Source organism: Pseudomonas sp. HMSC066A08, assembly GCF_001813025.1.
In the GTDB taxonomy this organism is placed as follows: domain Bacteria; phylum Pseudomonadota; class Gammaproteobacteria; order Pseudomonadales; family Pseudomonadaceae; genus Pseudomonas; species Pseudomonas aeruginosa.
Map to the genome: position 1 here is coordinate 120362 of NZ_KV811299.1, position 22372 is coordinate 142733.

Sequence of the window (22372 nt, forward strand, 5' to 3'; positions counted from 1 at the left end):
GCTCAGATGCTCCAGGCGGCCTTGAGCCCTTCGTAGATCGCCTCCTCGGCGGTGCGGGGGGCCAGGCAGTCGCCGATCCGCAGCACCTCCGCCAGGCCGTGCAGGCTGTCGGCCAGGCGGTCCACCGGCTGGTGGCCCTGGCATAGCACCAGGGTATCGACCTCCTCGAACAGCATCGCCTCGCCGCTGGCGCTGTGCTGCATGTACACCGTGGTATCGTCGCAGCCGTACAGGCGGGCGTAGGGCGTGACCGGGATACCCAGGCGGTGCAGCTCGCCGGCCAACTGGTCGCGCACGTACAGCGGCAGGCTCTCGCCGCAGTGGGTGCCGTTCACTGCCAGGCGCACCTGGTGGCCCTCGCGTACAAGCTTTTCCGCGATACCGGGGCCGATCCAGTCGCCCCGCCAGTCGGTGACCAGCACCGAACGACCGACCCGCACCTCGCCGCGCAGCACCTGCCAGGCATCCACCACCTGCAGCTCGCCGCCGCGCTCGAAAGGCGGCCAATAGGGTTCGGCGCCGGTAGCGACGATCACCAGGTCCGGCCGTTCGCGCTCCACCAGCGCGCGGTCGACCGGCGTGTTGCGGCGTACCTCGACGCCGGCCAGTTGCATCTCCCGTTGCAGGTTGGTGGAGGCGCCGCCGAATTCGGCGCGGCGCGGCAGCAGTTGCGCCAGGTTGACCTGGCCGCCGAGCTGGGCACCGGCCTCGCAGAGCACTACCTCGTGGCCGCGCTGTGCCGCCACCGCCGCCGCCTTCATCCCCGCCGGGCCGCCGCCGGCGACCAGCACGCGCTTGCGCCGCGAGGGCGGATTGGGCATTGCGTAGGTCAGCTCGCGGCCGGTTTCCGGGTGCTGGATGCAGGAGATCGGATAGCCCCGGTGGAAATGTCCGATGCAGGCCTGGTTGCAGGCGATGCAGGCGCGCACGTCGTCGCTGCGCCCGGCCTCGGCCTTGTTCGGCATCTGCGGGTCGCAGATCAGCGCGCGGGTCATGCCGCAGACGTCGGCCTGGCCCCGGGCGAGGATGGCCTCGGCCTCCTGGGGCTGGTTGATGCGCCCGGTGACGAACAGCGGGATCGCCAGGCGCGCCTTGAAGGTACCGGCTTCGCGGGCCAGGTAGGCCGGCTCGATGGCCATCGGCGGGACGATATGGATGGCGCCGCCGAGGGAGGCCGAAGTGCCGGCGACGATGTGCAGGTAGTCCAGCTCGCCCTGGACCGCCTCGGCCGCCTGCAGCGACTCGCTTTCGCTGAGACCCTCCGGGTCGCGCTCGTCGGCGGACAGGCGCAGGCCGACGATGAAGTCCTCGGAGGTGGCCGTGCGCACCGCCGCCAGCACTTCGCGGAGGAAACGCAGGCGGGCATCGAGGTCGCCGTTGTAGCCATCCTTGCGGCGGTTCACCCGCGGGTTGAGGAACTGCGCCGGCAGGTAGCCGTGGCTGGCGACCACCTCCACCCCGTCCAGTCCTGCCTGGTGCAGGCGGCGCGCGGCGGCAGCGTAGCCGGCGACGATCTCGTCGATCAGCGTCTGGTCGAGTTCGCGCGGCATTACCCGGAACCGTTCGTTGGGCGAGGCCGAGGCGGAATAGGCCACCGCCAGCAGGCCGTCGGCGGATTCCATGATCTCGCGCCCGGGATGGAAGATCTGCGACAGCACCATGCAGCCTTCGGCGTGACAGGCCTCGGCGACCCGCCGGTAGCCGGGGATGCAGGCATCGTCGGTGGCCATCAGCACGTGCGAGGTGTAGCGCGCGCTGTCGTGGACCCCCGCCACCTGCATGACGATCAGTCCGGCGCCGCCGCGGGCCCGGGCGCGGTGATAGGCGACGAGTGGCTCGTTGACCAGGTTGTCGGTGGGCATCGACGTGTCGTGGCCGCTCGACATGATGCGGTTTTTCAGGCGTTTGCCCCGGATTTCCAGGGGGCTGAACAGGTGCGGGAAATTCACGGTTGGCGTCCTTCTTGTTGTTCTCGCGGCGCGCTTCAGAAACAGGATATGAATTTACCCTCAGTAAAAAATCAACTTGTTTTTTTAAAATCGACTGGCTAGCTTCTGTCCCGTGGCCGCTTCCCTGCGGCTCGCTGCGATCCACTCCACAACAAGAACAAGAGGAGACGCACATGAACCGTTCCTTTTCGTTGCGCCGCGCGGCCAGCGCCCGTCCGCATCCCGTTTTTCCTTGCCGCGTCCTGCTCGGCGCCGTCCTGCTGGCGTTCGGCGGCCTCGCGCCGGTCCAGGCCGATGATGGCCTGGTGGTGGTCGGCTACGGCGGTGCCGGACAGAAGGCCCAGGAGGTGGCGTTCTTCCAGCCGTTCACGCAGCAGACCGGGATTCCCGTGGTGCAGAGCGAGTACAACGGCGAGATGGCCCGGATCAAGGTGATGGCCGACACCGGTCACGCCGACTGGGACCTGGTCCAGGTCGAGGGGCCGGACCTGGCGCGCGGTTGCGACGACGGCCTGTTCGAGCGCCTGGACTGGCAGGCCATCGGCGGCAAGCAGCAGTTGATCGCCAATGCCGCCCAGGAATGCGGTTCCGCCGCGCTGGTCTGGGGCGTGGCGATCGGCTACGACGCCGACCGGCTGCAACAGCCACCGGCCTCCTGGGCCGATTTCTGGGACGTCCAGCGCTTCCCCGGCAAGCGCGGCCTGCGCAAGCGGGCGATCTACAACCTGGAGTTCGCCCTGCTCGCCGACGGCGTGCCACGCGAGCAGGTCTATCCGCTGCTGGCGACCCGCGCCGGCGCCGACCGTGCCTTCGCCAAGCTGGGCCAGCTCAAGCCCTACATCCAGTGGTGGGAGGCGGGAGCGCAGCCGGCGCAGTGGCTGGCCGCCGGCGACGTGGTGATGACGTCCACCTACACCGGGCGCATCGCCGACGCCCACCGCGCGGGGCGCAACCTGGCGCTGGTATGGCCGGGCAGCCTGTACGGCATGGACTACTGGGCGGTGGTCAAGGGTTCGAAGCGCGGCGCCGAGGCGCGTCGCTTCATCGCCTTCGCCAATGCCCCGGATGCCCAGGTGCGCTACGTCGAGAACATTCCCTACGGGCCGACCAACCGCCAGGCCGCCCAGCGTCTGCCCGCGCAACTGGCGAGCTGGGTGCCTACCGCATCGGCGAACCTGGAGCAGGGCCTGGCGATGGACGACGAATTCTGGGTCGAGCACGGCGAGGAGTTGGAGGAGCGCTTCAACGCCTGGGCCAGCCAGTGAGACGGGCGCCACGTAACCTGCGATCATCGGGGTTGCCCGCCGGTGGACGCGGGCGACGAGCAGGAGCCGCGAAAGGATGAACCAGGAAGTGCGCTTTTCCCGTCTGGAGCCAGAGCAGCGCAAGGCGCTGCTGATCGAGGCGACCCTGGCCTGCCTGAAGCGGCATGGCTTCCAGGGCGCCTCGGTGCGCAAGATCTGCGCCGAGGCCGGGGTATCGGTGGGCCTGATCAATCACCACTACGATGGCAAGGACGCGCTGGTGGCCGAGGCCTACCTGGCGGTCACCGGACGCGTCATGCGCCTGCTCCGCGGTGCCATCGACGCCGCACCGGGCGGCGCCCGCCCGCGGCTCTCGGCGTTCTTCGAGGCATCCTTCTCCGCCGAGTTGCTCGATCCGCAATTGCTCGACGCCTGGCTGGCGTTCTGGGGCGCGGTGGGCAGCATCGAAGCGATCGGGCGGGTCCACGACCATTCCTATGGCGAGTACCGGGCGCTGCTGGTCGGCGTGCTGCGGCAACTGGCGGAGGAGGGCGGCTGGGCGGACTTCGACGCGGAACTGGCGGCCATCAGCCTCAGCGCCCTGCTCGACGGGCTGTGGCTGGAGTCTGGGCTGAATCCCGCGACCTTCACGCCGCGGCAGGGCGTGCAGATCTGCGAGGCCTGGGTGGATGGCCTGGAGGCGGGCGCCCATCGCCGCTTCCGGCGTGCGACGGAAGCTTGTTGATCGTCCGTTCAGTAGTGGATAGGCTGCTGCTGGCAGCGGAAGGCGCCCCGGCCCCTTCCGCCCACCGTCCGACAACCCAGAACAAGAAACGCCCCGGCCCGCCGGAGGCGCAAGGTGATGGCGATGGTTCCGCGCGTATTGGTGGTCGACGACGACCCGGTGATTCGTGAGCTTCTCCAGGCCTATCTCGGCGAGGAGGGCTATGACGTCCTCTGCGCCGGCAACGCCGAGCAGGCGGAAGCCTGCCTAGCCGAGTGCGCCCATCTCGGCCAGCCGGTCGAACTGGTGCTGCTGGACATCCGCCTGCCCGGCAAGGACGGCCTGACCCTGACCCGCGAGCTGCGGGTGCGCTCCGAGGTGGGGATCATCCTGATCACCGGACGCAACGACGAGATCGACCGTATCGTCGGCCTGGAGTGCGGCGCCGACGACTACGTGATCAAGCCGCTGAACCCGCGCGAACTGGTATCGCGGGCGAAGAACCTGATCCGCCGGGTGCGCCATGCACAGGCCAGCGCCGGCCCCGCCCGGCAGGCCCTCAGGCAGTTCGGCGACTGGCTGCTGGACGCCGACCGGCGCCGCCTGATCGACCACGCGGGCAACGAGACCCTGCTCACCCACGGCGAATTCCAGTTGCTCGGTGCCTTCCTGCGCAACAGCGGGCATACCCTGAGCCGCGACCAGTTGATGGACCAGATCCGCAACCGCGAGTGGCTGCCCAGCGATCGATCCATCGACGTGCTGGTCGGCCGCCTGCGCCGCAAGCTGCGTGACGACCCGGCCGAACCGCAACTGATCATCACCATCCACGGCGCCGGCTACCTGTTCACCGCCGCGGCCAGCGACGCCTGAGTCATGCAGGCCCGCTGGCTGGCACTCTGCGGATGGCTGCTGGGCGGCCTGGCACAGGCTGCGGAGACCATCCGCTATTGCGACTATCCGGTATATCCGCCGATCTCCTGGAGCGACGGCCAGCAGGTACGGGGGCTGGCGCCGGAGCTGGTGAAGCGGCTGTCCGGCGCGCTGGGCTACCGGGTCGAGGTGGTGGTGCTGGGCAACTGGCGGCGCTGCCTGCTGGACGCCGCCGCCGGACGGGTCGACCTGGTACTGGCCTACCGCACGCCCGCGCGCGATCGCGACCTGGCGTTTTCCGCCGAGCCGGTGCTGCGCGAGGACGTGGCGATCTTCTACAACCGCCAGCGGCCGGTGCGCATCCGTTCCCTCGGCGACCTCGCCGGCTATCGCGGCGGGCTGTTGTTCGGCGAAAGCTACGGGGCGGACTTCGACCGCTTCGTCGGCCGCCACGGCAACGTCGAATGGGTCTCCGACAGCCGACAGAACTTCGGCAAGCTGGTGCGCCAGCGCATCGACTACATCGCCCACGAACGCCGCACCGGCACGCTGTTCACCGAGCGCCTGGCCGGCGGCGAGAACATCCGTGCGCTGCCTGAACCGCTGACGGTGGACTACCTGCGGGTGGCGGTCTCGCGGCACTCGCCGCTGGCGGCGAAGATGGACGAGATCGACCGGGCCCTGCGTGGTTATCGCGACGACGGCAGCATCCAGCGTTGGCTGGACGACAGCGTGCGCGACTATCGGCGCCTCGCCGGCAACCGCGCGGAGGCCTGGTGAGCGGCCGCGGCGGAGTATTGGCGCGGCGCCTGCTGTGGCGGGTGCTGCTGTTCAGCCTGTGTTTCACCGTCCTCGCCGGCGCCGTGCAGCTGTTCTTCGAGTACCGCCGCGAAATGCGCGAGATCGAGGCGCGCCTGGAACTGATCCGCAGCGGCTACCTGGCCAGCTTCGAGCGCAGCCTGTGGGATCTCAACCAGGAGCAGTTGAACGTGCAGTTGCGCGGCCTCGGGGATTTTCCCGACATCGCCCGTGTCAGCCTGCAAAGCGCCGATTTCAACCTGTTGCAGGGCGACCAGCGTCCACGCGGCATGCTGCGGGTCGAGCGCTTTCCCTTGAGCTACCAGCCGCCGGGGGGCGAGCGTCGGCAACTGGGCGAGCTGGAGATCGCCATCGACCTGGCGGCGGTCTATCGCCGGCTGGTTTCCGGCGGCCTGGCCAGCCTCTTGTGGATGGGCAGTTTCCTTTGTGGCCTGGCGGTGGCCCTCAGTTGGCTGTTCCACAGCCTGGTCACTCGGCACCTGTGGCGCATGTCCGAGTTCGCCGGGCATATCGCCGAAGGCGACCTGCAACAGCCGCTGCGACTGGACAAGGCGGACCGCGAGCGCGACGAGATCGACGCCGTCGCCGCCGCCCTGGAAGACATGCGCCAGGCCCTGCGCACCGATCGCCGCCGGCGCGATGCCGACCGCGACGAGTTGCGCCGACAAGTCGAGCGACGCACCGCCAGCCTGCGCCGGGCGAAGGACCAGGCGGAAGCCGCCGACCGCGCCAAGAGCCGTTTCCTCGCGACCATGAGCCATGAGATCCGTACCCCGCTGAACGGCATCCTGGGCATGGCCGAGCTGCTGCGCGAGGCTTCGCTCGGCGAGCGTGACCGCCAGCGCCTGCGGGCACTGGCGACAGCGGGGGAGGGACTGTTGGCGATCCTCAACGAGGTCCTCCACTTCGCCCGGCTGGAGGAAGCGCCCGATGCGCCGGAAGCGGTGGATTTCTCCCTGCGGAGCCTGCTCGAGGACGTCCTCACCCTGCTCGAACCACGGGCGCGGGAGAACGCCACGCGGCTGGACCTGTGGCTGGACCCGCAGGTTCACGACGGCCATCGCGGTGCCGAGCAGTTCCTGCGCCAGGTGTTGACCAACCTGCTGGGTAACGCGGTGAAGTTCACCGAGGCCGGCGAAGTGCGCGTTCGCGTCGAGCGGCTGGCGCGCAGTGCAGGAGGCGAGCGACTGCGGCTGAGCGTCGCGGACGATGGAATCGGCATTCCCGAGGAAATGCACGAGCGCATCTTCGAACGCTTCACCCAGGGCGGCGACGCCGTGACCCGCCGTTACGGCGGAACCGGCCTGGGCCTGGCGATCAGCAAGCGGCTGGTGGAAGCGCTGGGCGGGCGGATCGGCGTGGAAAGCCGGGTCGGCCAGGGCAGCACGTTCTGGTTCGAGATCGAGCTGGCGCTGGCGAGCTTACCCGGCGCGATGCCACCGGCGGCATCGGTGTCTGCGCTGGAGGTGCTGCTGGTAGAGGACGTGGCGCTCAACCGCGAGGTGGCCCAGGGCCTGCTCGAGCGGGACGGCCACCGGGTGATGCTGGCCGAGGACGCAGGGCCGGCCCTGGCGCTGTGCCGGCTGCGGCGCTTCGACCTGGTCCTGCTGGACATGCACCTGCCGGGGATGGCTGGCCTCGAGCTTTGCGCCGGGATTCGCCGGCAGCTCGACGGCCTGAACCGCGTCACGCCGATCTTCGCCTTCACCGCCAGCATCCAGCCGGACATGGTGCGTCGGTACTTCGCCGCGGGCATGCAGGGCGTGCTCGGCAAGCCCCTGCGGATGGACGAGCTGCGCCGCGCGCTGGGCGAGGTCGGCGCCAGCGTGCCTGCACTTGCGGCGGACGCCACGCTGGACCGGCAGATGCTCGAGACCCACCGCCGCCTGCTGGGGCGGCACAAGCTCGCCGGACTGCTGGGCAACCTGCTGGCAAGCCTGGACGAGCAGTTACCGCTGCTGGACGAAGCCCTGGGCCAGGCGGACCTGGCCGAGGCGGCGAACATCGCCCATCGCCTGTCAGGAAGCTGCCACTCCATGGGCCTGGTGGCGCTCGGCACCGGCCTGGGCGAGCTGGAGCGAGAGGCCCTGGGCGCGGCCGGGGTCGACCCGCGGGCCTGGGGCGAACGCCTGGGCAGCCTGCGCCACGACGGCGCCGAGGCCCTGCGCCGCGCCGGCTTCCTCGGCGAAGCCGACGCAGCGGCCGGTTGAGTGGCGCGGCGAACAACTTCCTTACAGCTTTTTACATCTTCGATCCGCGCGTTCAACGGCGTCTTACATCCGCCGCCAATAATCCGCACATCCGTGCGCAAGACACGGCCTCTGACAGAGTGGAGACAAGAATAATGAGCCATCTCGAAGATCCCTGCGCATACCCTCATCCGGAGGTGCGCCATGGCTGAAGGCAAGGAAAGACTGCAACTCACCCGGGCCCTGGCGAGCCGCCACATCTTCATGCTGTCCCTCGGCGGGGTGATCGGCACCGGGCTGTTCATGGGCTCCGGCGTGACCATCAACCAGGGCGGCCCGGCCGGCGCGGTGCTGGCCTACCTGGTGGCCGGGGTGCTGATGTACCTGGTGATGGTCTGCCTCGGCGAGCTGTCGGTGCAGATGCCGGTCTCCGGTTCGTTCCAGGTCCACGCGACGCGCTTCATCGGCCCGGCGACCGGCTTCATGATCGGCTGGGTCTACTGGATGAGCTGGGCCTCCACGGTAGGCCTGGAATTCACCGCGGCCGGGATGCTCATGACCCGCTGGTTCCCGGAGGTGCCCGTGTGGCTATGGTCGGGTTTCTTCGTGGTCGTGCTGTTCTCCCTCAATGCCCTGGCGACCCGCGCCTTCGGCGAGGCCGAGTACTGGTTCGCCGGGATCAAGGTGGCGGCGATCCTGGTGTTCATCGTGGTCGGGGGACTGGTGATCTTCGGCGGTATCGAACTGAAGAGCGGTGCGCCGGCGCCGATGTTCTCCAACCTGGTCGGCGAGCGGCTGTTCCCCAACGGGCTGTCGGCGGTGTTCGCGGTGATGATGACGGTGGTCTATGCCTTCCAGGGTTGCGAGATCATGGGCGTCGCCGCCGGCGAGACCGAGCGACCGGAGAAGAGCATCCCGCGGGCGGTGCGCAACGTGGTGTTCCGCGTACTGATCTTCTACGTGCTGGCCATCGTCGTGCTTTCCGCCATCATTCCCTGGCAACAGGCCGGGCTGGTGGAAAGCCCGTTCGTGCAGGTCTTCGACATGGTCGGGATTCCCTACGCGGCGGACCTGATGAACTTCGTCATCCTCACCGCCATCCTCTCGGTAGGTAACTCGGGCCTGTACGCCTCGACGCGGATCCTCTGGGCGATGTCCAGGACCGGCATGGCCCCGCGCGGCCTGTCGAAGCTCAGCGCGCGCGGCGTGCCGCTCTACGCGTTGCTGATCACCCTGTGCTTCGCCCTGCTCTCGTTGCTGACCAGCGTGGTCGCCGCCGACACCCTGTTCATGGTGCTGATGGCGGTGAGCGGGATGTCCGGCACCGTCACCTGGATCGTCATCGCCTACGCCCAATACCGCTTCCGCCGCGAGCACATGGCCGGCGGCGGCACGGTCGCCGAGCTGAAATATGCCGCGCCGCTGTTCCCGCTGGTGCCGCTGGCCTGCATCGCCGTGTGCTGCTCGCTGTTCGTCTTCCTCGCCCTCGACCCCACCCAGCGGCCGTCCTTGTACTGGGGCTTCGGCTTCATCGCCGCCTGCTACCTGGCCTATTACGTGGTTCGTCGCCGGCAGCCGCAGGGACTGGGCGACCCTGTTCTGGGACGGGCCGGCTGAACGGCCATTCGCAGGTCCCGACGCCCGCCGCATCCGGCGGGCGTTTTCGTTTTCGCCTGGCCGGTTTGTTCGAAGTTGTAACAGCTGGCTCGCGCGGGCCTCCGCCGCTTTTCGGCGGATCGCATGGCGTGTGGCTTTGCGCCTGCCACAGGGCCGTTACATACACCCGAATGGGTGGATTGTGGTCTTGTTGAACGAGCGTTTAGTATTGTCTGAAAGCCGCGATCGCCATCAACCAACAATAAGAACGAGGGCCGCATGACTGACCTTTCCCCACTGCAGACACGGGTCGAAGCCGGGATCGCCTGGCTCGTCCTGAACCGTCCGCAACAGCGCAATGCACTGGATATCCCCACCCTGGAGGCCCTGCACGTCCGACTCGATGCCTGCGAGCGCGACCCGGCAGTGCGCGCCGTGGTCCTCGGCGGCAGCGGACGCAGTTTCTGCGCCGGGGCCGATCTCGCCGAATGGGCGGCGGCCGAAGCCTGTGGCGAGCTGGAAAGCTATGGCTGGACAGAGGCCGCCCACGCCCTGATGGGGCGCCTGCACGCCCTCGACAAACCCACAATCGCCGCCGTCAACGGCAGCGCCGTGGGCGCTGGCATGGACCTGGCGCTGTGCTGCGATTTCCGCATCGCCGCCGCCTCGGCGCGCTTCAAGGCCGGCTACACCGGCATGGCCTACTGCCCGGACGCCGGCGCCAGTTGGCATCTGCCACGGCTGCTCGGCAGCGAGGCGGCCAAGCGCCTGCTGTTCCTCGACGAAGCCTGGAGCGCGGAGCGCGCCCTGGGCGCCGGACTGGTCGGCGAGGTGGTCGCCGACGAGCGCCTGGTCGAGACGGTCGGCGCCTTCGCCGCGCGTCTTGCCAGCGGCCCGACCTTCGCCTTCGCCCAGACCAAGCGCCTGCTGCGCGACGGCGCCGGGCGCTCGCTGGCCGAGCAGTTGCGGGCCGAGCAGGCCGCCGGGCTGCTCTGCGGGCGCAGCGAGGATGCCGCCGAGGCGCTGCGTGCCGTGGCCGAGAAACGTTCCCCTCAATTCAGCGGGCGCTAGGCGCCGAGCAGGTGATTCCCATGGATTTCAGGCTGACCCAGGAACAGGACATGCTGGTCGAGGCGGTGCGCAGCTTCGTCGAGAAGGAACTGTTGCCCCACGAGGACGATGTCGACCGCGCCGACGCGGTGTCGCCGGAGTTGGCCGCGCAGATTCGCGGCAAGGCCATCGCCGCCGGTTTCTATGCCTTCAACATGCCCGAGGAAGTGGGCGGCGGCGGCCTCGACTACCTGTCCCAGGCGCTGGTCGAACGCGAGCTGTCGAAGGTCTCCTGGGCCCTCCACGTATTCGTCGCGCGGCCCTCGAAGATCCTCATGGCCTGCACCGGAGAACAGCTCGGCGACTACCTGTTGCCCTGCGTGCAGGGCGAAAAGACCGACTGCTTCGCCCTCACCGAGCCGGGCGCCGGCTCCGACGCCAATTCGATCAAGACCCGCGCGGTGCGCGACGGCGACGCCTTCGTGATCAACGGTAGCAAGCACTTCATCAGCCACGCCGGGCACGCCGACTTCGCCATCGTCTTCGCCGTAACCGACAGCTACGAGCACAACGGTCGCAAGCGCAACGCGGTGACCGCCTTCCTGGTGGACAAGGGCACGCCCGGGATGACCGTGCGCCGCGGACCGAAATGCGTGAGCAACCGTGGCTACCACACCTACGAGATCTTCTTCGACGATTGCCGGGTGCCGGCCTCCAAGGTGCTCGGTGAGGTCGGCAAGGGCTGGGAAGTGGCCAACGCCTGGCTCACCGCCGGACGGGTGATGGTCGCCGCCAACTGCGTCGGCCAGGCCCAGCGCGCGCTCGACCTGTCGCTGCGCTGGGCGGCCGATCGCAAGCAGTTCGGCCAGCCGATCGGCAGCTACCAGGGCGTTTCCTTCAAGCTCGCCGACATGGCCACGCAGATCCGTGCCGCCGAGCTGATGACCCTGCACACCGCCTGGAAGATGGACCAGGGCAGCATGACCGACGGCGAGGCCGGCATGGCCAAGCTGTTCGCCAGCGAGACCCTCGGCAAGGTCGCCGACGAAGCGGTGCAGATCTTCGGCGGCATGGGCCTGATGGATGAAGGTCCGGTCGAGCGCATCTGGCGCAACGCGCGGATCGCGCGGATCTGGGAGGGTACTTCGGAAATCCAGCGGCACATCGTTTCCCGCGAACTGCTGCGGCCGTTGCTGCGTTGAAGTCCTGGTTCCCCTCTCCCTTCAGGGGAGAGGGGAAGGCTGCCATGCTCCGAATCGAGAACCGACATGAATCGTGAAAACCTCAAGCGCCTGCTGGCACCCAGGCATCTCGCCTTCATCGGCGGCCGTGGTATGGCGCGTGCCCTGAAACGCTGTGTCGAAGGCGGTTTCGCCGGCCAGTTGTGGCTGGTCAATCCGCAGCACGCCGAACTCGAAGGCGTACCCTGCGTGGCCAGCGTCGCCGACCTGCCGTGCGGCCCGGACGCGGCGTTCGTCGCCACCAACCGCGAACTGACCCTCGACGCGGTCGCCGCGCTCGCCGCCAAAGGTGCCGGCGGGGCGATCTGCTATGCCTCCGGTTTCGCCGAAGCCGGCGAACAGGGCCTGGCCGTGCAACGCCGGCTGCTGGCCGCTGCCGGTGAAATGGCGCTGCTCGGCCCGAACTGCTATGGCCTGCTCGACTATCTGCACGGCGCCGCGCTATGGCCGGTGGCACATGGCGGTCGGCAGGTGGAGCGGGGCGTCGCGGTGCTGACGCAGAGCGGCAACTTCGCCTACAACCTGTCGATGAGCGACCGTTCGCTGCCGGTGGCCTATATGGCATCGGTGGGCAACCAGGCGCAGCTGGGCATCGCCGAACTGATGGACGTGCTGCTCGACGAGCCGCGGGTGACTGCCATCGGCCTGCATCTGGAAGGGCTGAAGAACGTCCCGGGGTTCGCCCGCGCGGCCTACAAGGCGTTGCAGAAAGGCGTGCCGGTGATCGCCCTGAAGACCGGGGTGTCGGAGATCGGCGCGGCCCTCGCGCTCAGCCACACCAGTTCCCTGGCCGGTTCCGACGCGCTCTACGACAGCCTGTTCGAGCGCCTCGGGATAATCCGCGTGAGCGGCCCGGTGAGCTTCGTCGAAACCCTCAAGGCCGCCGCCTGCGGCCACCTGCCTGGCGGGCCGAGCCTGGTCGCGCTGGCCTGTTCCGGCGGCGACGCCGGGTTGATCGCCGATTACGCCGAGCGCAACGGCCTGGCGTTGCCGTCTTTCGACGCCGGACAGCGCGACGAACTGGCCGGGGTGCTGCCCGACTACGCCAACATCGCCAACCCGCTGGACTTCACCACCGCCATCTGGGGCGATGCCGCGGCCCTGGAGGAAATGCTCGACAGCGCTTTGCGCAGCCCTGCCGACGCCGCCCTGCTGGTGCTCGACTATCCGGGCGAGGAAACCGGCGAGCGGCCGCAGTGCGACCTGCTTCTGCAACGCTACTGCGCCGCGCTGAAGCGCCACGGCAAAGTCGGCTTCATCGCCTCGGCGTTCCCGGAACTGCTGCCGGCCCGGGCCCGCGAGCTGTTGCACGGCGAGGGCGTCGCCGCGCTGCAGGGCGTCGAGGATGGTCTCGCCGCCTGGGGACGGATCGCCCGCTACCGCCAGCGCCGCGCGGCGCTGCTGGAGCGCGGCGAGGCGGCGTTGGTGCCGATCTGCCCTGGGCCGCTGGTGGGCGACGGCTACCTGCTCGACGAGTGGCAATCCAAGCAGGCGCTGAAACCCTTCGGCCTGCCACTGCCCCAGGGGGTGCTGAGCACCCCCGGGCAGGCCCGCGAAGCGGCCCTCGACCTCGGCTTCCCGCTGGTGCTCAAGGCGGTCAGCGCCGCACTGCCGCACAAGACCGAGGCCGGCGGCGTGGCGCTCGGCCTGCGCAACGAGGCGGCGTTGGAGGCGGCATTGTTCGACATGCGCGAAAGCCTGGCCCGGCACGCGCCGCAACTGGTCTTCGAGCGTGTGTTGTTGGAGCGCATGGCTGGCGCGCCGCTGGCCGAGCTGATCGTTGGGGTCAAGCGCGAGGAGGGCTTCGGCCTGGCGTTGGTGATCGGTGCCGGCGGGATACTCGTGGAGCTGCTGCGCGACAGTCGCAGCCTGCTCCTGCCGACCACCGACGCGGCGATCCGCGATGCCCTGCTGAGCCTGCGCAGCGCGCCGTTGCTCAGCGGCTTCCGCGGTCGCCCGGCGGTATGCATGGAGGCCCTGGTGGCGGCGATCCGCGCGGTCGCCGAGTTCGCCTGCGAACATGCCGAGCGCTTGCTGGAGCTGGACGTCAACCCGTTGCTGGCGGATGCCGAGGGAGCGCTGGCGGTGGATGCGTTGATCCGGCTGGCCAATGGCTGAAGGCCCGGGGGGACACGACGGCTCCCCCTCCCGCTTGTGGGAGGGGGAGCAAGAGCGCTGCGGCGCGAACGGCGACTCCGGTGGTCGCCGAACTGGACGAGGATATTGCCCATGCAACCACAGAAGACCCTCACCGCCGGCCAGGCCCTGGTCCGCTTGCTGGCCAACTACGGCGTGGATACCGTTTTCGGCATCCCCGGCGTGCATACCCTGGAGCTATATCGCGGACTTCCGGGCAGCGGCATCCGCCACGTGCTGACCCGCCACGAGCAGGGCGCCGGCTTCATGGCCGACGGTTATGCGCGGGTCAGCGGCAAGCCGGGAGTGTGCTTCGTCATCACCGGGCCGGGCGTGACCAACGTCGCCACCGCCATCGGCCAGGCCTACGCCGACTCGGTGCCGCTGCTGGTGATCTCCAGCGTCAATCACAGCGCCAGCCTGGGCAAGGGCTGGGGCTGCCTGCACGAGACCCAGGACCAGCGTGCCATGACCGCGCCGATCACTGCCTTCTCCGCCCTGGCCTTGAGCCCGCAACAGCTGCCCGAACTGATCGCCCGGGCCTACGCGGTGTTCGACAGCGAGCGTCCGCGCCCGGTGCATATCTCGATCCCGCTCGACGTGCTTGCCGCGCCGGTGGCCCATGACTGGAGCGCTGCCGTGGCGCGCCGCCCTGGTCGTGGCGTGCCGTGCACCGAGGCATTGCGGGCGGCGGCGGAGCGCCTGGCTGCGGCCCGGCGACCGATGCTCATCGCCGGCGGCGGCGCGCTGGCGGCCGCCGAGGCGCTTGCCGCGCTGAGCGAGCGCCTGGCCGCGCCGCTGTTCACCAGCGTCGCCGGCAAGGGCCTGCTGCCGCCGGACGCGCCGCTCAACGCGGGGGCCAGCCTGTGCGTGGCGCCGGGCTGGGAGATGATCGCCGAGGCCGACCTGGTGCTGGCGGTGGGCACCGAGATGGCCGACACCGACTTCTGGCGCGAACGCCTGCCGTTGTCCGGCGAACTGATCCGCGTCGATATCGACCCGCGCAAGTTCAACGACTTCTATCCTTCTGCCGTGGCGCTCAAGGGCGACGCCCGGCAGACCCTGGAGGCGCTGCTGGCGCGCCTGCCGCAGGAGGCCCGCGATGCCGCGCCGGCCGCCGCGAGGGTGGCGCGCCTGCGCGCGGAGATCCGCGCGGCACACGCGCCGCTGCAGGCGCTGCACCAGGCGATCCTCGACCGGATCGCCGCTGCGCTGCCGGCCGATGCTTTCGTCAGCACCGACATGACCCAGCTGGCCTATACCGGCAACTACGCGTTCGCCAGCCGAACGCCGCGCAGCTGGCTGCATCCCACCGGCTACGGCACCCTCGGCTACGGCCTGCCGGCCGGCATCGGCGCCAAGCTCGGCGCCCCGCAGCGCCCGGGCCTGGTGCTGGTCGGCGATGGCGGCTTCCTCTACACCGCGCAGGAACTGGCCACCGCCAACGAGGAACTGGACAGTCCGCTGGTGGTGCTACTGTGGAACAACGACGCGCTCGGCCAGATCCGCGACGATATGCTCGGCCTGGACATCGAGCCGGTCGGCGTGCTGCCGCGCAACCCCGACTTCGCCCTGCTGGGCCGCGCCTACGGTTGCGCGGTGCGCCAGCCGCAGGACCTGGACGAACTGGAGCGCGACCTGCGCGCCGGCTTCGGGCAGCCCGGCGTGACCCTGATCGAGCTGCGGCACGCCTGCGCGCGCTGACCGCCGGACAAGGAGAGCATCCATGCGCTATTCCGACTTCACCCAACGTATCGCCGGCGACGGCGCCGCTGCCTGGGACATCCACTATCGCGCACTGGCGCGGGTCGAGCAGGGCGAGGAAATCCTCCTGCTGTCGGTCGGCGACCCCGACTTCGATACCCCGGCGCCCATCGTCCAGTCGGCCATCGACAGCCTGCTGGCCGGCAACACCCACTACGCCGACGTGCGCGGCAAGCGCGCCCTGCGCCAGCGCATCGCCGAGCGCCACCGGCGGCGCAGCGGCCAGGCGGTGGACGCGGAGCAGGTGGTGGTGCTGGCCGGTGCCCAGTGCGCGCTGTACGCGGTGGTGCAGTGCCTGCTGAATCCGGGCGACGAGGTGATAGTCGCCGAGCCGATGTACGTCACCTACGAAGCGGTGTTCGGCGCCTGTGGCGCGCGGGTGGTGCCGGTGCCGGTGCGCTCCGAGAATGGCTTCCGCGTGCAGGCCGAGGAGGTCGCCGCACTGATCACCCCGCGCACTCGCGCGATGGCGCTGAACAGCCCGCACAACCCGTCCGGCGCCAGCCTGCCGCGGGCCACCTGGGAAGCCCTGGCCGAGCTGTGCACGGCCCATGACCTGTGGATGATCTCCGACGAGGTCTACAGCGAACTGCTGTTCGACGGCGAGCACGTCAGCCCGGCCAGCCTGCCGGGGATGGCCGAACGTACCGCGACCCTCAACAGCCTGTCGAAATCCCACGCCATGACCGGCTGGCGGGTCGGCTGGGTGGTCGGTCCCGCGGCGCTCTGCGCGCACCTGGAGAACCTCGCCCTGTGCATGCTCTATGGCTCGCCGGAATTCATCCAGGATGCCGCCTGCACCGCGCTGGAGGCGCCGCTGCCGGAGTTGGAGGCGATGCGCGAGGCCTACCGCCGCCGCCGCGACCTGGTAATCGAGTGCCTGGCCGACAGCCCCGGCCTGCGTCCACTGCGCCCGGACGGCGGCATGTTCGTGATGGTCGACATCCGTCCCACCGGACTTTCCGCCCAGGCCTTCGCCGACCGCCTGCTGGACCGCCATGGCGTATCGGTGCTCGCCGGCGAAGCCTTCGGCCCGAGCGCCGCCGGTCACATCCGCCTCGGCCTGGTGTTGGGCGCCGAACCGCTGCGCGAAGCCTGTCGGCGCATCGCGCTGTGCGCCGCCGAGTTGCTCGGCCAGGCCTGAACCCCTCGGCCGCGAGCGATGCGGCCGGTCACCACGATTCGGAAACCACGATGAACGTACTGATCGTCCACGCCCACAACGAACCGCAATCCTTCACCCGCGCGCTCTGTGACCAGGCATGCGAGACCCTGGCAGGCCAGGGCCACGCGGTGCAGGTCTCGGATCTCTACGCGATGAACTGGAATCCGGTGGCCAGTGCCGCCGACTTCGCCGAGCGCGCCGATCCCGACTACCTGGTCTACGCCCTGGAGCAGCGCGAGAGCGTCAAGCGCCAGAGCCTGGCCGCCGACATCCAGGCCGAGCTGGACAAGCTGCTGTGGGCCGACCTGCTGATCCTCAACTTTCCGATCTACTGGTTCTCGGTGCCGGCGATCCTCAAGGGGTGGTTCGACCGGGTACTGGTGTCCGGGGTCTGCTATGGCGGCAAGCGCTTCTACGACCAGGGTGGCCTGGCCGGCAAGAAGGCGCTGGTCAGCCTGACCCTGGGCGGGCGCCAGCACATGTTCGGCGAGGGTGCCATCCACGGACCGCTGGAGGACATGCTGCGGCCGATCCTGCGCGGCACCCTGGCCTATGTCGGCATGCAGGTGCTGGAGCCCTTCGTCGCCTGGCACGTGCCATACATCAGCGAGGAAGCGCGCGGCAACTTCCTGCGCGCCTACCGGGCGCGGCTGGAAAATCTCGAGCAGGATGTACCCCTGCGGTTCCCGCGGCTGGAGCAGTTCGACGCGCTGCTCCAGCCGCTGGCGCGCTGACCCGGGCGACGCGCGCCAGGCCAGTCAAGCGAAGACGCCCCCGACCGGGGGCGTCTTGGCTCGTGCTAGTACTGCTGGCGCGGCTTGCTCTGTAACTGCTCGGCGGCGGCCTTGGCCAGGTCCGGCGGGAGGAAGTCCTTGTCCGGATCGTAATCCTGCTTCAGGTAGGCGCTGAGCGCCTCCAGGTCGGCCGGGCTGAGGGTGCCGGCCGCCTGCTTCAGGCGCAGGGTATCGAGGATGTAGTCGTAGCGGCTGTTGTTGTAGTCGCGCACGGCGGCGTACAGCTGGCGCTGGGCGTTGAGCACGTCGACGATGTTGCGGGTGCCGACCTGGTAGCCGATCTCGGTGGCTTCCAGCGAACTCTGGTTGGAGATGATCGCCTGGCGCCGCGCCTGGACCTGCTCGACGTCGGTATTCACCGCGCGGTGCAGGTTGCGGGTGTCCTGCACCACCTGGCGGCGCTGGCCTTCGCGGGACTGCTCGCTCTGGTTGAGGCGCTGGTAGGACTCGCGGACCTGGGAGGAGGTCAGGCCGCCGCTGTAGATCGGGATGTTCAGTTCCAGGCCAATGCTGCGCTCGTCGACATACTTGCCATAGTGCACCAGCGGATTGGCGGCGCTGTTGGCGAAGCCGAGGGCGTCGTTGTCGCCCTTCTGGTACTGGGCCACGGCATCGAGGGTCGGCAGGTGCCCGGCCTTGCGCTGGCGGAGGGTTTCCTCGGCGGCGTTGACCGCGTAGTTGCTGGCCAGCAGGCGCAGGTTCTGCTGCACCGCGGTGTCGACCCAGGCCTTGGCGTCGTTCGGCGCCGGCGGCACCACCGGCAGGGTGTGGCGCATGCCCTCGATGGCGCTGTAATCGCGGTTGGTCAGGGTCACCAGGGCCTGGAAGGCATCGTCCACGCGCTGTTCGGCGATCAGCCGGTTGGCGCGGGCGGTGTCGTAGCTGGCCTGGGCCTCGAGCACGTCGGTCTTGTCGGAAAGGCCCACGTCGAAGCGCTCGTTTGCCTGGTCCAACTGGCGCTTGAAGGCGGCTTCCTCGGCCTTGCTGGTGGCCAGGTTGTCCTGGGCGCGGAGCACCGTGAAGTAGGTCTCGGCGCTGCGGAGGATCAGGTCCTGCTGGGTCGCGGAGAATTCCAGCCGGGCCTGGTCGCTGGTTTCCTTGGCGGCCTGCCACTGGAACCAGCGGTCGGCGCGGAACAACGGCTGGCTGAGGGTGGCCTGGACGACCTGGCTGTTGCGCTTGACGGTCGCCGGACGCTCGTCGAATGCGATCCGGGTGTCTCCGACGCGGGCGCCGGCGCCGAGTTGCGGCAGCAGGCCGGCGCGGGCCTGGGGCACCACTTCCTTGCGCGCCAGGTAGTCGGCCTGGGCGGCGGCGAGGTCGGCGTTGTTGTCGACGGCTTCCTTGTAGACGCTGATCAGGTCGGTCTTGGTCGGCAGCGGGGTCGGCTGGGCGGCCCAGGCGACACCGGTAGCAGCGGCCACGGCGGCCGCCAGGGAGAGTCTGCGCAGCATTCGTTCGTCCTGGAAAAGATGCGAGGTGGGGCAAGGCTAAGGTCGCTACCGGTGGCGGTCAAGGCACCTGCGCGGCAACTGATCGAAGAGCCAGTCCGGATCGATGTGCCGGCGAACGTGCGGGGATCTGCGTCTTCCCTGGCGAGAGGGCGCCGGACTGGACCATGACTGCCGGTCGGGCGGGGCGTTTTCCCGTTGGCGAATCCCGCCGGTGTTGATTAGACTGCCGGGGTTCTTGTCGGGGTGCCCTATACGAGGGGCTGAGATCGGATAGTTCCGGATCCCGTTGAACCTGATCGGGCTAGCGTCCGGTTCCGCCTCGCGCGGACCGCAGCAACCCGCGTAGGGAACAAGATGTCCGCGCCATGCCTGCCTTGCCGGCGCGTCCTTCTCGCCACCAGTCCCGGTGGCCCCGCGTGCCAGGTTCTCCCGACAATCACCCAGGAGAGCCATCGATGAGCGCAACGCAGAACAACAACATCACCCGCCTTGAGCAGCTCGACCGCCAGTCGACGCAGCCTTTCCCGAACTCGCGCAAGGTCTACCTGACCGGCTCGCGCCCGGACATCCGCGTCCCGGTGCGGGAAATTTCCCTCGCCGACACCCCCACCGCCTTCGGCGGCGAAAAGAACCCGCCGGTGTTCGTCTACGACACCTCCGGCCCGTATACCGACCCCGAGGTCCGCATCGACCTGCGCAAGGGCCTGCCTGACGTGCGTTCGCGCTGGATCGACGAGCGCGGCGACACCGAGATCCTCCCCGGCCTGACCTCCGAGTTCGGCCAGGCCCGCCTGGCCGACGCCAGCCTCGACGCCCTGCGCTTCGCCCACGTGCGCACGCCGCGCCGGGCCAAGCCGGGCGCCAACGTCTCGCAGATGCACTACGCGAAGAAAGGCATCATCACCCCGGAGATGGAATACATCGCCATCCGCGAGAACATGAAGCTGCAGGAAGCCCGGGCCGCCGGCCTGCTCGACCAGCAGCACCCGGGGCACAGCTTCGGCGCCAACATCCCGAAGGAAATCACCCCCGAGTTCGTCCGCGAGGAAGTCGCCCGCGGCCGCGCGATCATTCCGGCGAACATCAACCACACCGAGCTCGAGCCGATGATCATCGGCCGCAATTTCCTGGTGAAGATCAACGGCAACATCGGCAATAGCGCGCTGGGCTCGTCGATCGAGGAAGAAGTGGAGAAGCTCACCTGGGGCATCCGCTGGGGCGCCGACACGGTGATGGACCTGTCCACCGGCAAGCACATCCATGAAACCCGCGAGTGGATCCTGCGCAACAGCCCGGTACCGATCGGCACCGTACCGATCTACCAGGCGCTGGAGAAGGTCAACGGCGTCGCCGAGGACCTGACCTGGGAAATCTTCCGCGACACCCTGATCGAACAGGCCGAGCAGGGCGTCGACTACTTCACCATCCACGCCGGCGTGCTGCTGCGCTATGTGCCGCTGACCGCCAAGCGGGTCACCGGCATCGTTTCCCGCGGCGGCTCGATCATGGCCAAGTGGTGCCTGGCGCACCACCAGGAGAACTTCCTCTACACGCATTTCGAAGAGATCTGCGAAATCATGAAGGCCTACGACGTCAGCTTCTCGCTGGGCGATGGCCTGCGTCCGGGTTCGGTGGCCGACGCCAACGACGCCGCCCAGTTCGGCGAGCTGGAAACCCTCGGCGAGCTGACCAAGATCGCCTGGAAGCACGACGTGCAGGTGATGATCGAAGGTCCCGGCCACGTGCCGATGCAATTGATCAAGGAAAACATGGACAAGCAGCTGGAGTGCTGCGACGAGGCGCCGTTCTACACCCTCGGCCCGCTGACCACCGACATCGCCCCCGGCTACGACCACATCACCTCCGGCATCGGCGCGGCGATGATCGGCTGGTTCGGCTGCGCCATGCTCTGCTACGTCACGCCCAAGGAGCACCTGGGTCTGCCGAACAAGGATGACGTGAAGACCGGGATCATCACCTACAAGATCGCCGCCCATGCCGCCGACCTCGCCAAGGGTCACCCGGGCGCGCAGATCCGCGACAACGCGCTGTCCAAGGCGCGCTTCGAGTTCCGTTGGGAGGACCAGTTCAACCTTGGCCTGGACCCGGACACCGCGCGGGCGTTCCATGACGAGACCCTGCCGAAGGACTCGGCCAAGGTCGCGCACTTCTGCTCCATGTGCGGACCGAAGTTCTGCTCGATGAAGATCACCCAGGAAGTCCGCGACTATGCCAAGGAAAACGGCCTGTCCGACGAGAGCAAGGCCATCGAGGCCGGCTTCCAGGAGCAGGCGGCGCGCTTCAAGGACGAAGGATCGGTGATCTACAGGCAGGTGTAGGTCGCGCCACCGGGCCCCTCGCCGTGGCGAGGGGCTTCGGCGCGTCGGAAGAGTCAGCCGCGGCCGGGGAACAGGTTCGGCTTGACGATGCCGTTCAGGCGCGGATACGGGATCTTCAGTTCGGGGTGGGCATAGGAATACGGCGCGATGGAGTAGGCGTCGTACTTCAGCGTCACCGCGCCGAAGGTCAATGCCACGTGCGGGGTGCGCTGGAACGGCCAGGTCTTCTGGAAATCGGCGTCCTGGTCGAGCTTGTTGGCCAGCAGCCAGGCCTTATGCGCCAGCTCGGCCTGTTTCCAGAAGGCTTCTTCCTGGCCGGGAACCAGCATGTCCTGCAGGCTCAGCACCTTGTGCTGCTTGCGGTCGTAGTTGATGAAGCCGCGACCGGGCATGCCGTGGGCGCCGCCGGTGAACAGGTAGCTGGAAAGCTCGATGATCACCAGACCGTCATGTTGTTCGCGCACCTTGGCTTGCAGGTAGCTGCTCCAGCCCGGCTCGGCGCTGTCCAGGAACTGCCGTTCGTAGGCCGCCAGCGATGCCGGCAGGGGCGTCTCGTTGTTTTCCCGGGTCATTTCCAGCAGGGCGCGCTCGACGATCGGGTCCAACTGCGGTTCGTCGGGGAACTTCAAGGTGTCGATGTTTACCAAGGGACACTGTTCGCCCTGGCAGCCGGGCTTCAGGTGCTCGCTGGCGAGGCGCTCGGTGGGCAGCGGGTCGTCGAGGCCGGGCTTGAAGAAGCTCTGGCAGGCGCTCAGCAGAACGACCAGGCTGCCGAGGGCGGCGAATTTCAGAAGGCGCATGGGATTCCTTTTGCGACGGTGGATGGGCGGGCTCGAAGCGTCGACCAGTCCGTTTCGACCCTGGCGCCGCGCTTGAGTTCGGCCCGCGCAAACCCCAAGTATGGCCTAGCCGTGGCCGGGAAACACGCCCGTGCGGCGAGCGCCACGAAGTTTTCCCGAGCTGTCCTGAAAGTGGCTGCGCCCTGCGCCGGGCCGCGATAGGATGGCGCGAAACCCACATACCCGAGTGAAGTGA

Annotated in this window: 16 protein-coding genes and 1 riboswitch; of the genes, 13 read left to right on the forward strand and 3 right to left on the reverse strand. The window is 68.8% G+C overall.

Annotated elements, in window-relative coordinates; all coding sequences use genetic code 11:
• Positions 1-2 precede the first annotated feature (2 nt).
• The gene (locus HMPREF2886_RS14340; protein WP_033967827.1) at positions 3-1949 is read right to left on the reverse strand and encodes an oxidoreductase; all 1947 of its coding nucleotides are present in this window, start codon (positions 1947-1949) and stop codon (positions 3-5) included.
• A gap of 173 nt (positions 1950-2122) precedes the next feature.
• On the opposite strand from HMPREF2886_RS14340, the gene HMPREF2886_RS14345 reads away from it, so the two are divergent.
• From HMPREF2886_RS14345 to HMPREF2886_RS14400, 12 genes are all read left to right on the forward strand, one after another.
• Positions 2123-3214, forward strand: a complete 1092-nt coding sequence (locus tag HMPREF2886_RS14345; protein ID WP_070747671.1) for an ABC transporter substrate-binding protein — start codon at positions 2123-2125, stop codon at positions 3212-3214.
• Between the two features lie 76 nt (positions 3215-3290).
• On the forward strand, positions 3291-3938 hold the full coding sequence (locus HMPREF2886_RS14350) for a TetR family transcriptional regulator C-terminal domain-containing protein (protein ID WP_033967829.1): 648 nt from the start codon (positions 3291-3293) through the stop codon (positions 3936-3938).
• A gap of 117 nt (positions 3939-4055) precedes the next feature.
• On the forward strand, positions 4056-4790 hold the full coding sequence (gene aruR / locus HMPREF2886_RS14355; RefSeq protein ID WP_003095718.1) for a two-component system response regulator AruR: 735 nt from the start codon (positions 4056-4058) through the stop codon (positions 4788-4790).
• Between the two features lie 3 nt (positions 4791-4793).
• Entirely contained in the window at positions 4794-5570 is a 777-nt protein-coding gene (locus tag HMPREF2886_RS14360; RefSeq protein ID WP_033967830.1) for a substrate-binding periplasmic protein, read from the forward strand.
• Positions 5567-7819, forward strand: coding sequence for an ATP-binding protein (locus HMPREF2886_RS14365; protein ID WP_039026616.1), 2253 nt, complete (start codon positions 5567-5569; stop codon positions 7817-7819). Before HMPREF2886_RS14360 ends, HMPREF2886_RS14365 begins: the two co-directional genes overlap by 4 nt.
• A gap of 183 nt (positions 7820-8002) precedes the next feature.
• Positions 8003-9415 carry an amino acid permease gene (locus HMPREF2886_RS14370; protein ID WP_070747674.1) on the forward strand — a complete coding sequence of 471 codons (1413 nt, stop codon included), beginning with the start codon at positions 8003-8005 and terminating at the stop codon, positions 9413-9415.
• A gap of 258 nt (positions 9416-9673) precedes the next feature.
• Positions 9674-10465 (forward strand): enoyl-CoA hydratase/isomerase family protein, encoded by a 792-nt coding sequence (locus HMPREF2886_RS14375; RefSeq protein WP_033967833.1) that lies wholly within the window; start codon positions 9674-9676, stop codon positions 10463-10465.
• A 20-nt stretch (positions 10466-10485) separates the two neighbouring features.
• Positions 10486-11646, forward strand: a complete 1161-nt coding sequence (locus tag HMPREF2886_RS14380; protein ID WP_070747677.1) for an acyl-CoA dehydrogenase family protein — start codon at positions 10486-10488, stop codon at positions 11644-11646.
• 66 nt (positions 11647-11712) lie between these two features.
• Entirely contained in the window at positions 11713-13803 is a 2091-nt protein-coding gene (locus tag HMPREF2886_RS14385) for an acetate--CoA ligase family protein (RefSeq protein ID WP_070747680.1), read from the forward strand.
• 111 nt (positions 13804-13914) lie between these two features.
• Positions 13915-15525 (forward strand): 5-guanidino-2-oxopentanoate decarboxylase, encoded by a 1611-nt coding sequence (locus tag HMPREF2886_RS14390; protein WP_033967841.1) that lies wholly within the window; start codon positions 13915-13917, stop codon positions 15523-15525.
• Positions 15526-15547: 22 nt separating this feature from the next.
• Positions 15548-16729, forward strand: coding sequence for an arginine--pyruvate transaminase AruH (gene aruH / locus HMPREF2886_RS14395; RefSeq protein WP_033998194.1), 1182 nt, complete (start codon positions 15548-15550; stop codon positions 16727-16729).
• Positions 16730-16779: 50 nt separating this feature from the next.
• Positions 16780-17484 (forward strand): NAD(P)H-dependent oxidoreductase, encoded by a 705-nt coding sequence (locus HMPREF2886_RS14400; protein WP_003102071.1) that lies wholly within the window; start codon positions 16780-16782, stop codon positions 17482-17484.
• 65 nt (positions 17485-17549) lie between these two features.
• Here the strand turns inward: HMPREF2886_RS14400 and opmH are convergent, their stop codons facing one another.
• Positions 17550-18998, reverse strand: a complete 1449-nt coding sequence (gene opmH / locus HMPREF2886_RS14405; protein ID WP_003095699.1) for an efflux transporter outer membrane subunit OpmH — start codon at positions 18996-18998, stop codon at positions 17550-17552.
• A 229-nt stretch (positions 18999-19227) separates the two neighbouring features.
• Positions 19228-19364, forward strand: a riboswitch (TPP riboswitch).
• Between the two features lie 89 nt (positions 19365-19453).
• Between opmH and thiC the strand changes: the two genes are divergently transcribed.
• The gene (gene thiC / locus HMPREF2886_RS14410) at positions 19454-21337 is read left to right on the forward strand and encodes a phosphomethylpyrimidine synthase ThiC (RefSeq protein ID WP_033967845.1); all 1884 of its coding nucleotides are present in this window, start codon (positions 19454-19456) and stop codon (positions 21335-21337) included.
• Between the two features lie 53 nt (positions 21338-21390).
• On the opposite strand, the gene HMPREF2886_RS14415 is transcribed toward thiC, so the two are convergent.
• Complete coding sequence (locus HMPREF2886_RS14415; RefSeq protein WP_033967848.1) at positions 21391-22137, reverse strand: RsiV family protein; 747 nt, start codon at positions 22135-22137, stop codon at positions 21391-21393.
• Between the last annotated feature and the right edge of the window lie 235 nt (positions 22138-22372).

What these genes read in the sequence shown, in the direction of transcription:
- HMPREF2886_RS14385 (WP_070747680.1), top strand. Translation starts at nt 11,713, where the DNA reads ATGAATCGTGAAAACCTCAAGCGCCTGCTGGCACCCAGGCATCTCGCC.
- HMPREF2886_RS14375 (WP_033967833.1), top strand. Translation starts at nt 9,674, where the DNA reads ATGACTGACCTTTCCCCACTGCAGACACGGGTCGAAGCCGGGATCGCC.
- HMPREF2886_RS14380 (WP_070747677.1), top strand. Translation starts at nt 10,486, where the DNA reads ATGGATTTCAGGCTGACCCAGGAACAGGACATGCTGGTCGAGGCGGTG.
- HMPREF2886_RS14415 (WP_033967848.1), bottom strand. Translation starts at nt 22,137, where the DNA reads ATGCGCCTTCTGAAATTCGCCGCCCTCGGCAGCCTGGTCGTTCTGCTG.
- thiC (WP_033967845.1), top strand. Translation starts at nt 19,454, where the DNA reads ATGAGCGCAACGCAGAACAACAACATCACCCGCCTTGAGCAGCTCGAC.
- opmH (WP_003095699.1), bottom strand. Translation starts at nt 18,998, where the DNA reads ATGCTGCGCAGACTCTCCCTGGCGGCCGCCGTGGCCGCTGCTACCGGT.
- aruR (WP_003095718.1), top strand. Translation starts at nt 4,056, where the DNA reads ATGGCGATGGTTCCGCGCGTATTGGTGGTCGACGACGACCCGGTGATT.
- HMPREF2886_RS14370 (WP_070747674.1), top strand. Translation starts at nt 8,003, where the DNA reads ATGGCTGAAGGCAAGGAAAGACTGCAACTCACCCGGGCCCTGGCGAGC.
- HMPREF2886_RS14350 (WP_033967829.1), top strand. Translation starts at nt 3,291, where the DNA reads ATGAACCAGGAAGTGCGCTTTTCCCGTCTGGAGCCAGAGCAGCGCAAG.
- HMPREF2886_RS14360 (WP_033967830.1), top strand. Translation starts at nt 4,794, where the DNA reads ATGCAGGCCCGCTGGCTGGCACTCTGCGGATGGCTGCTGGGCGGCCTG.
- HMPREF2886_RS14390 (WP_033967841.1), top strand. Translation starts at nt 13,915, where the DNA reads ATGCAACCACAGAAGACCCTCACCGCCGGCCAGGCCCTGGTCCGCTTG.
- HMPREF2886_RS14400 (WP_003102071.1), top strand. Translation starts at nt 16,780, where the DNA reads ATGAACGTACTGATCGTCCACGCCCACAACGAACCGCAATCCTTCACC.
- aruH (WP_033998194.1), top strand. Translation starts at nt 15,548, where the DNA reads ATGCGCTATTCCGACTTCACCCAACGTATCGCCGGCGACGGCGCCGCT.
- HMPREF2886_RS14345 (WP_070747671.1), top strand. Translation starts at nt 2,123, where the DNA reads ATGAACCGTTCCTTTTCGTTGCGCCGCGCGGCCAGCGCCCGTCCGCAT.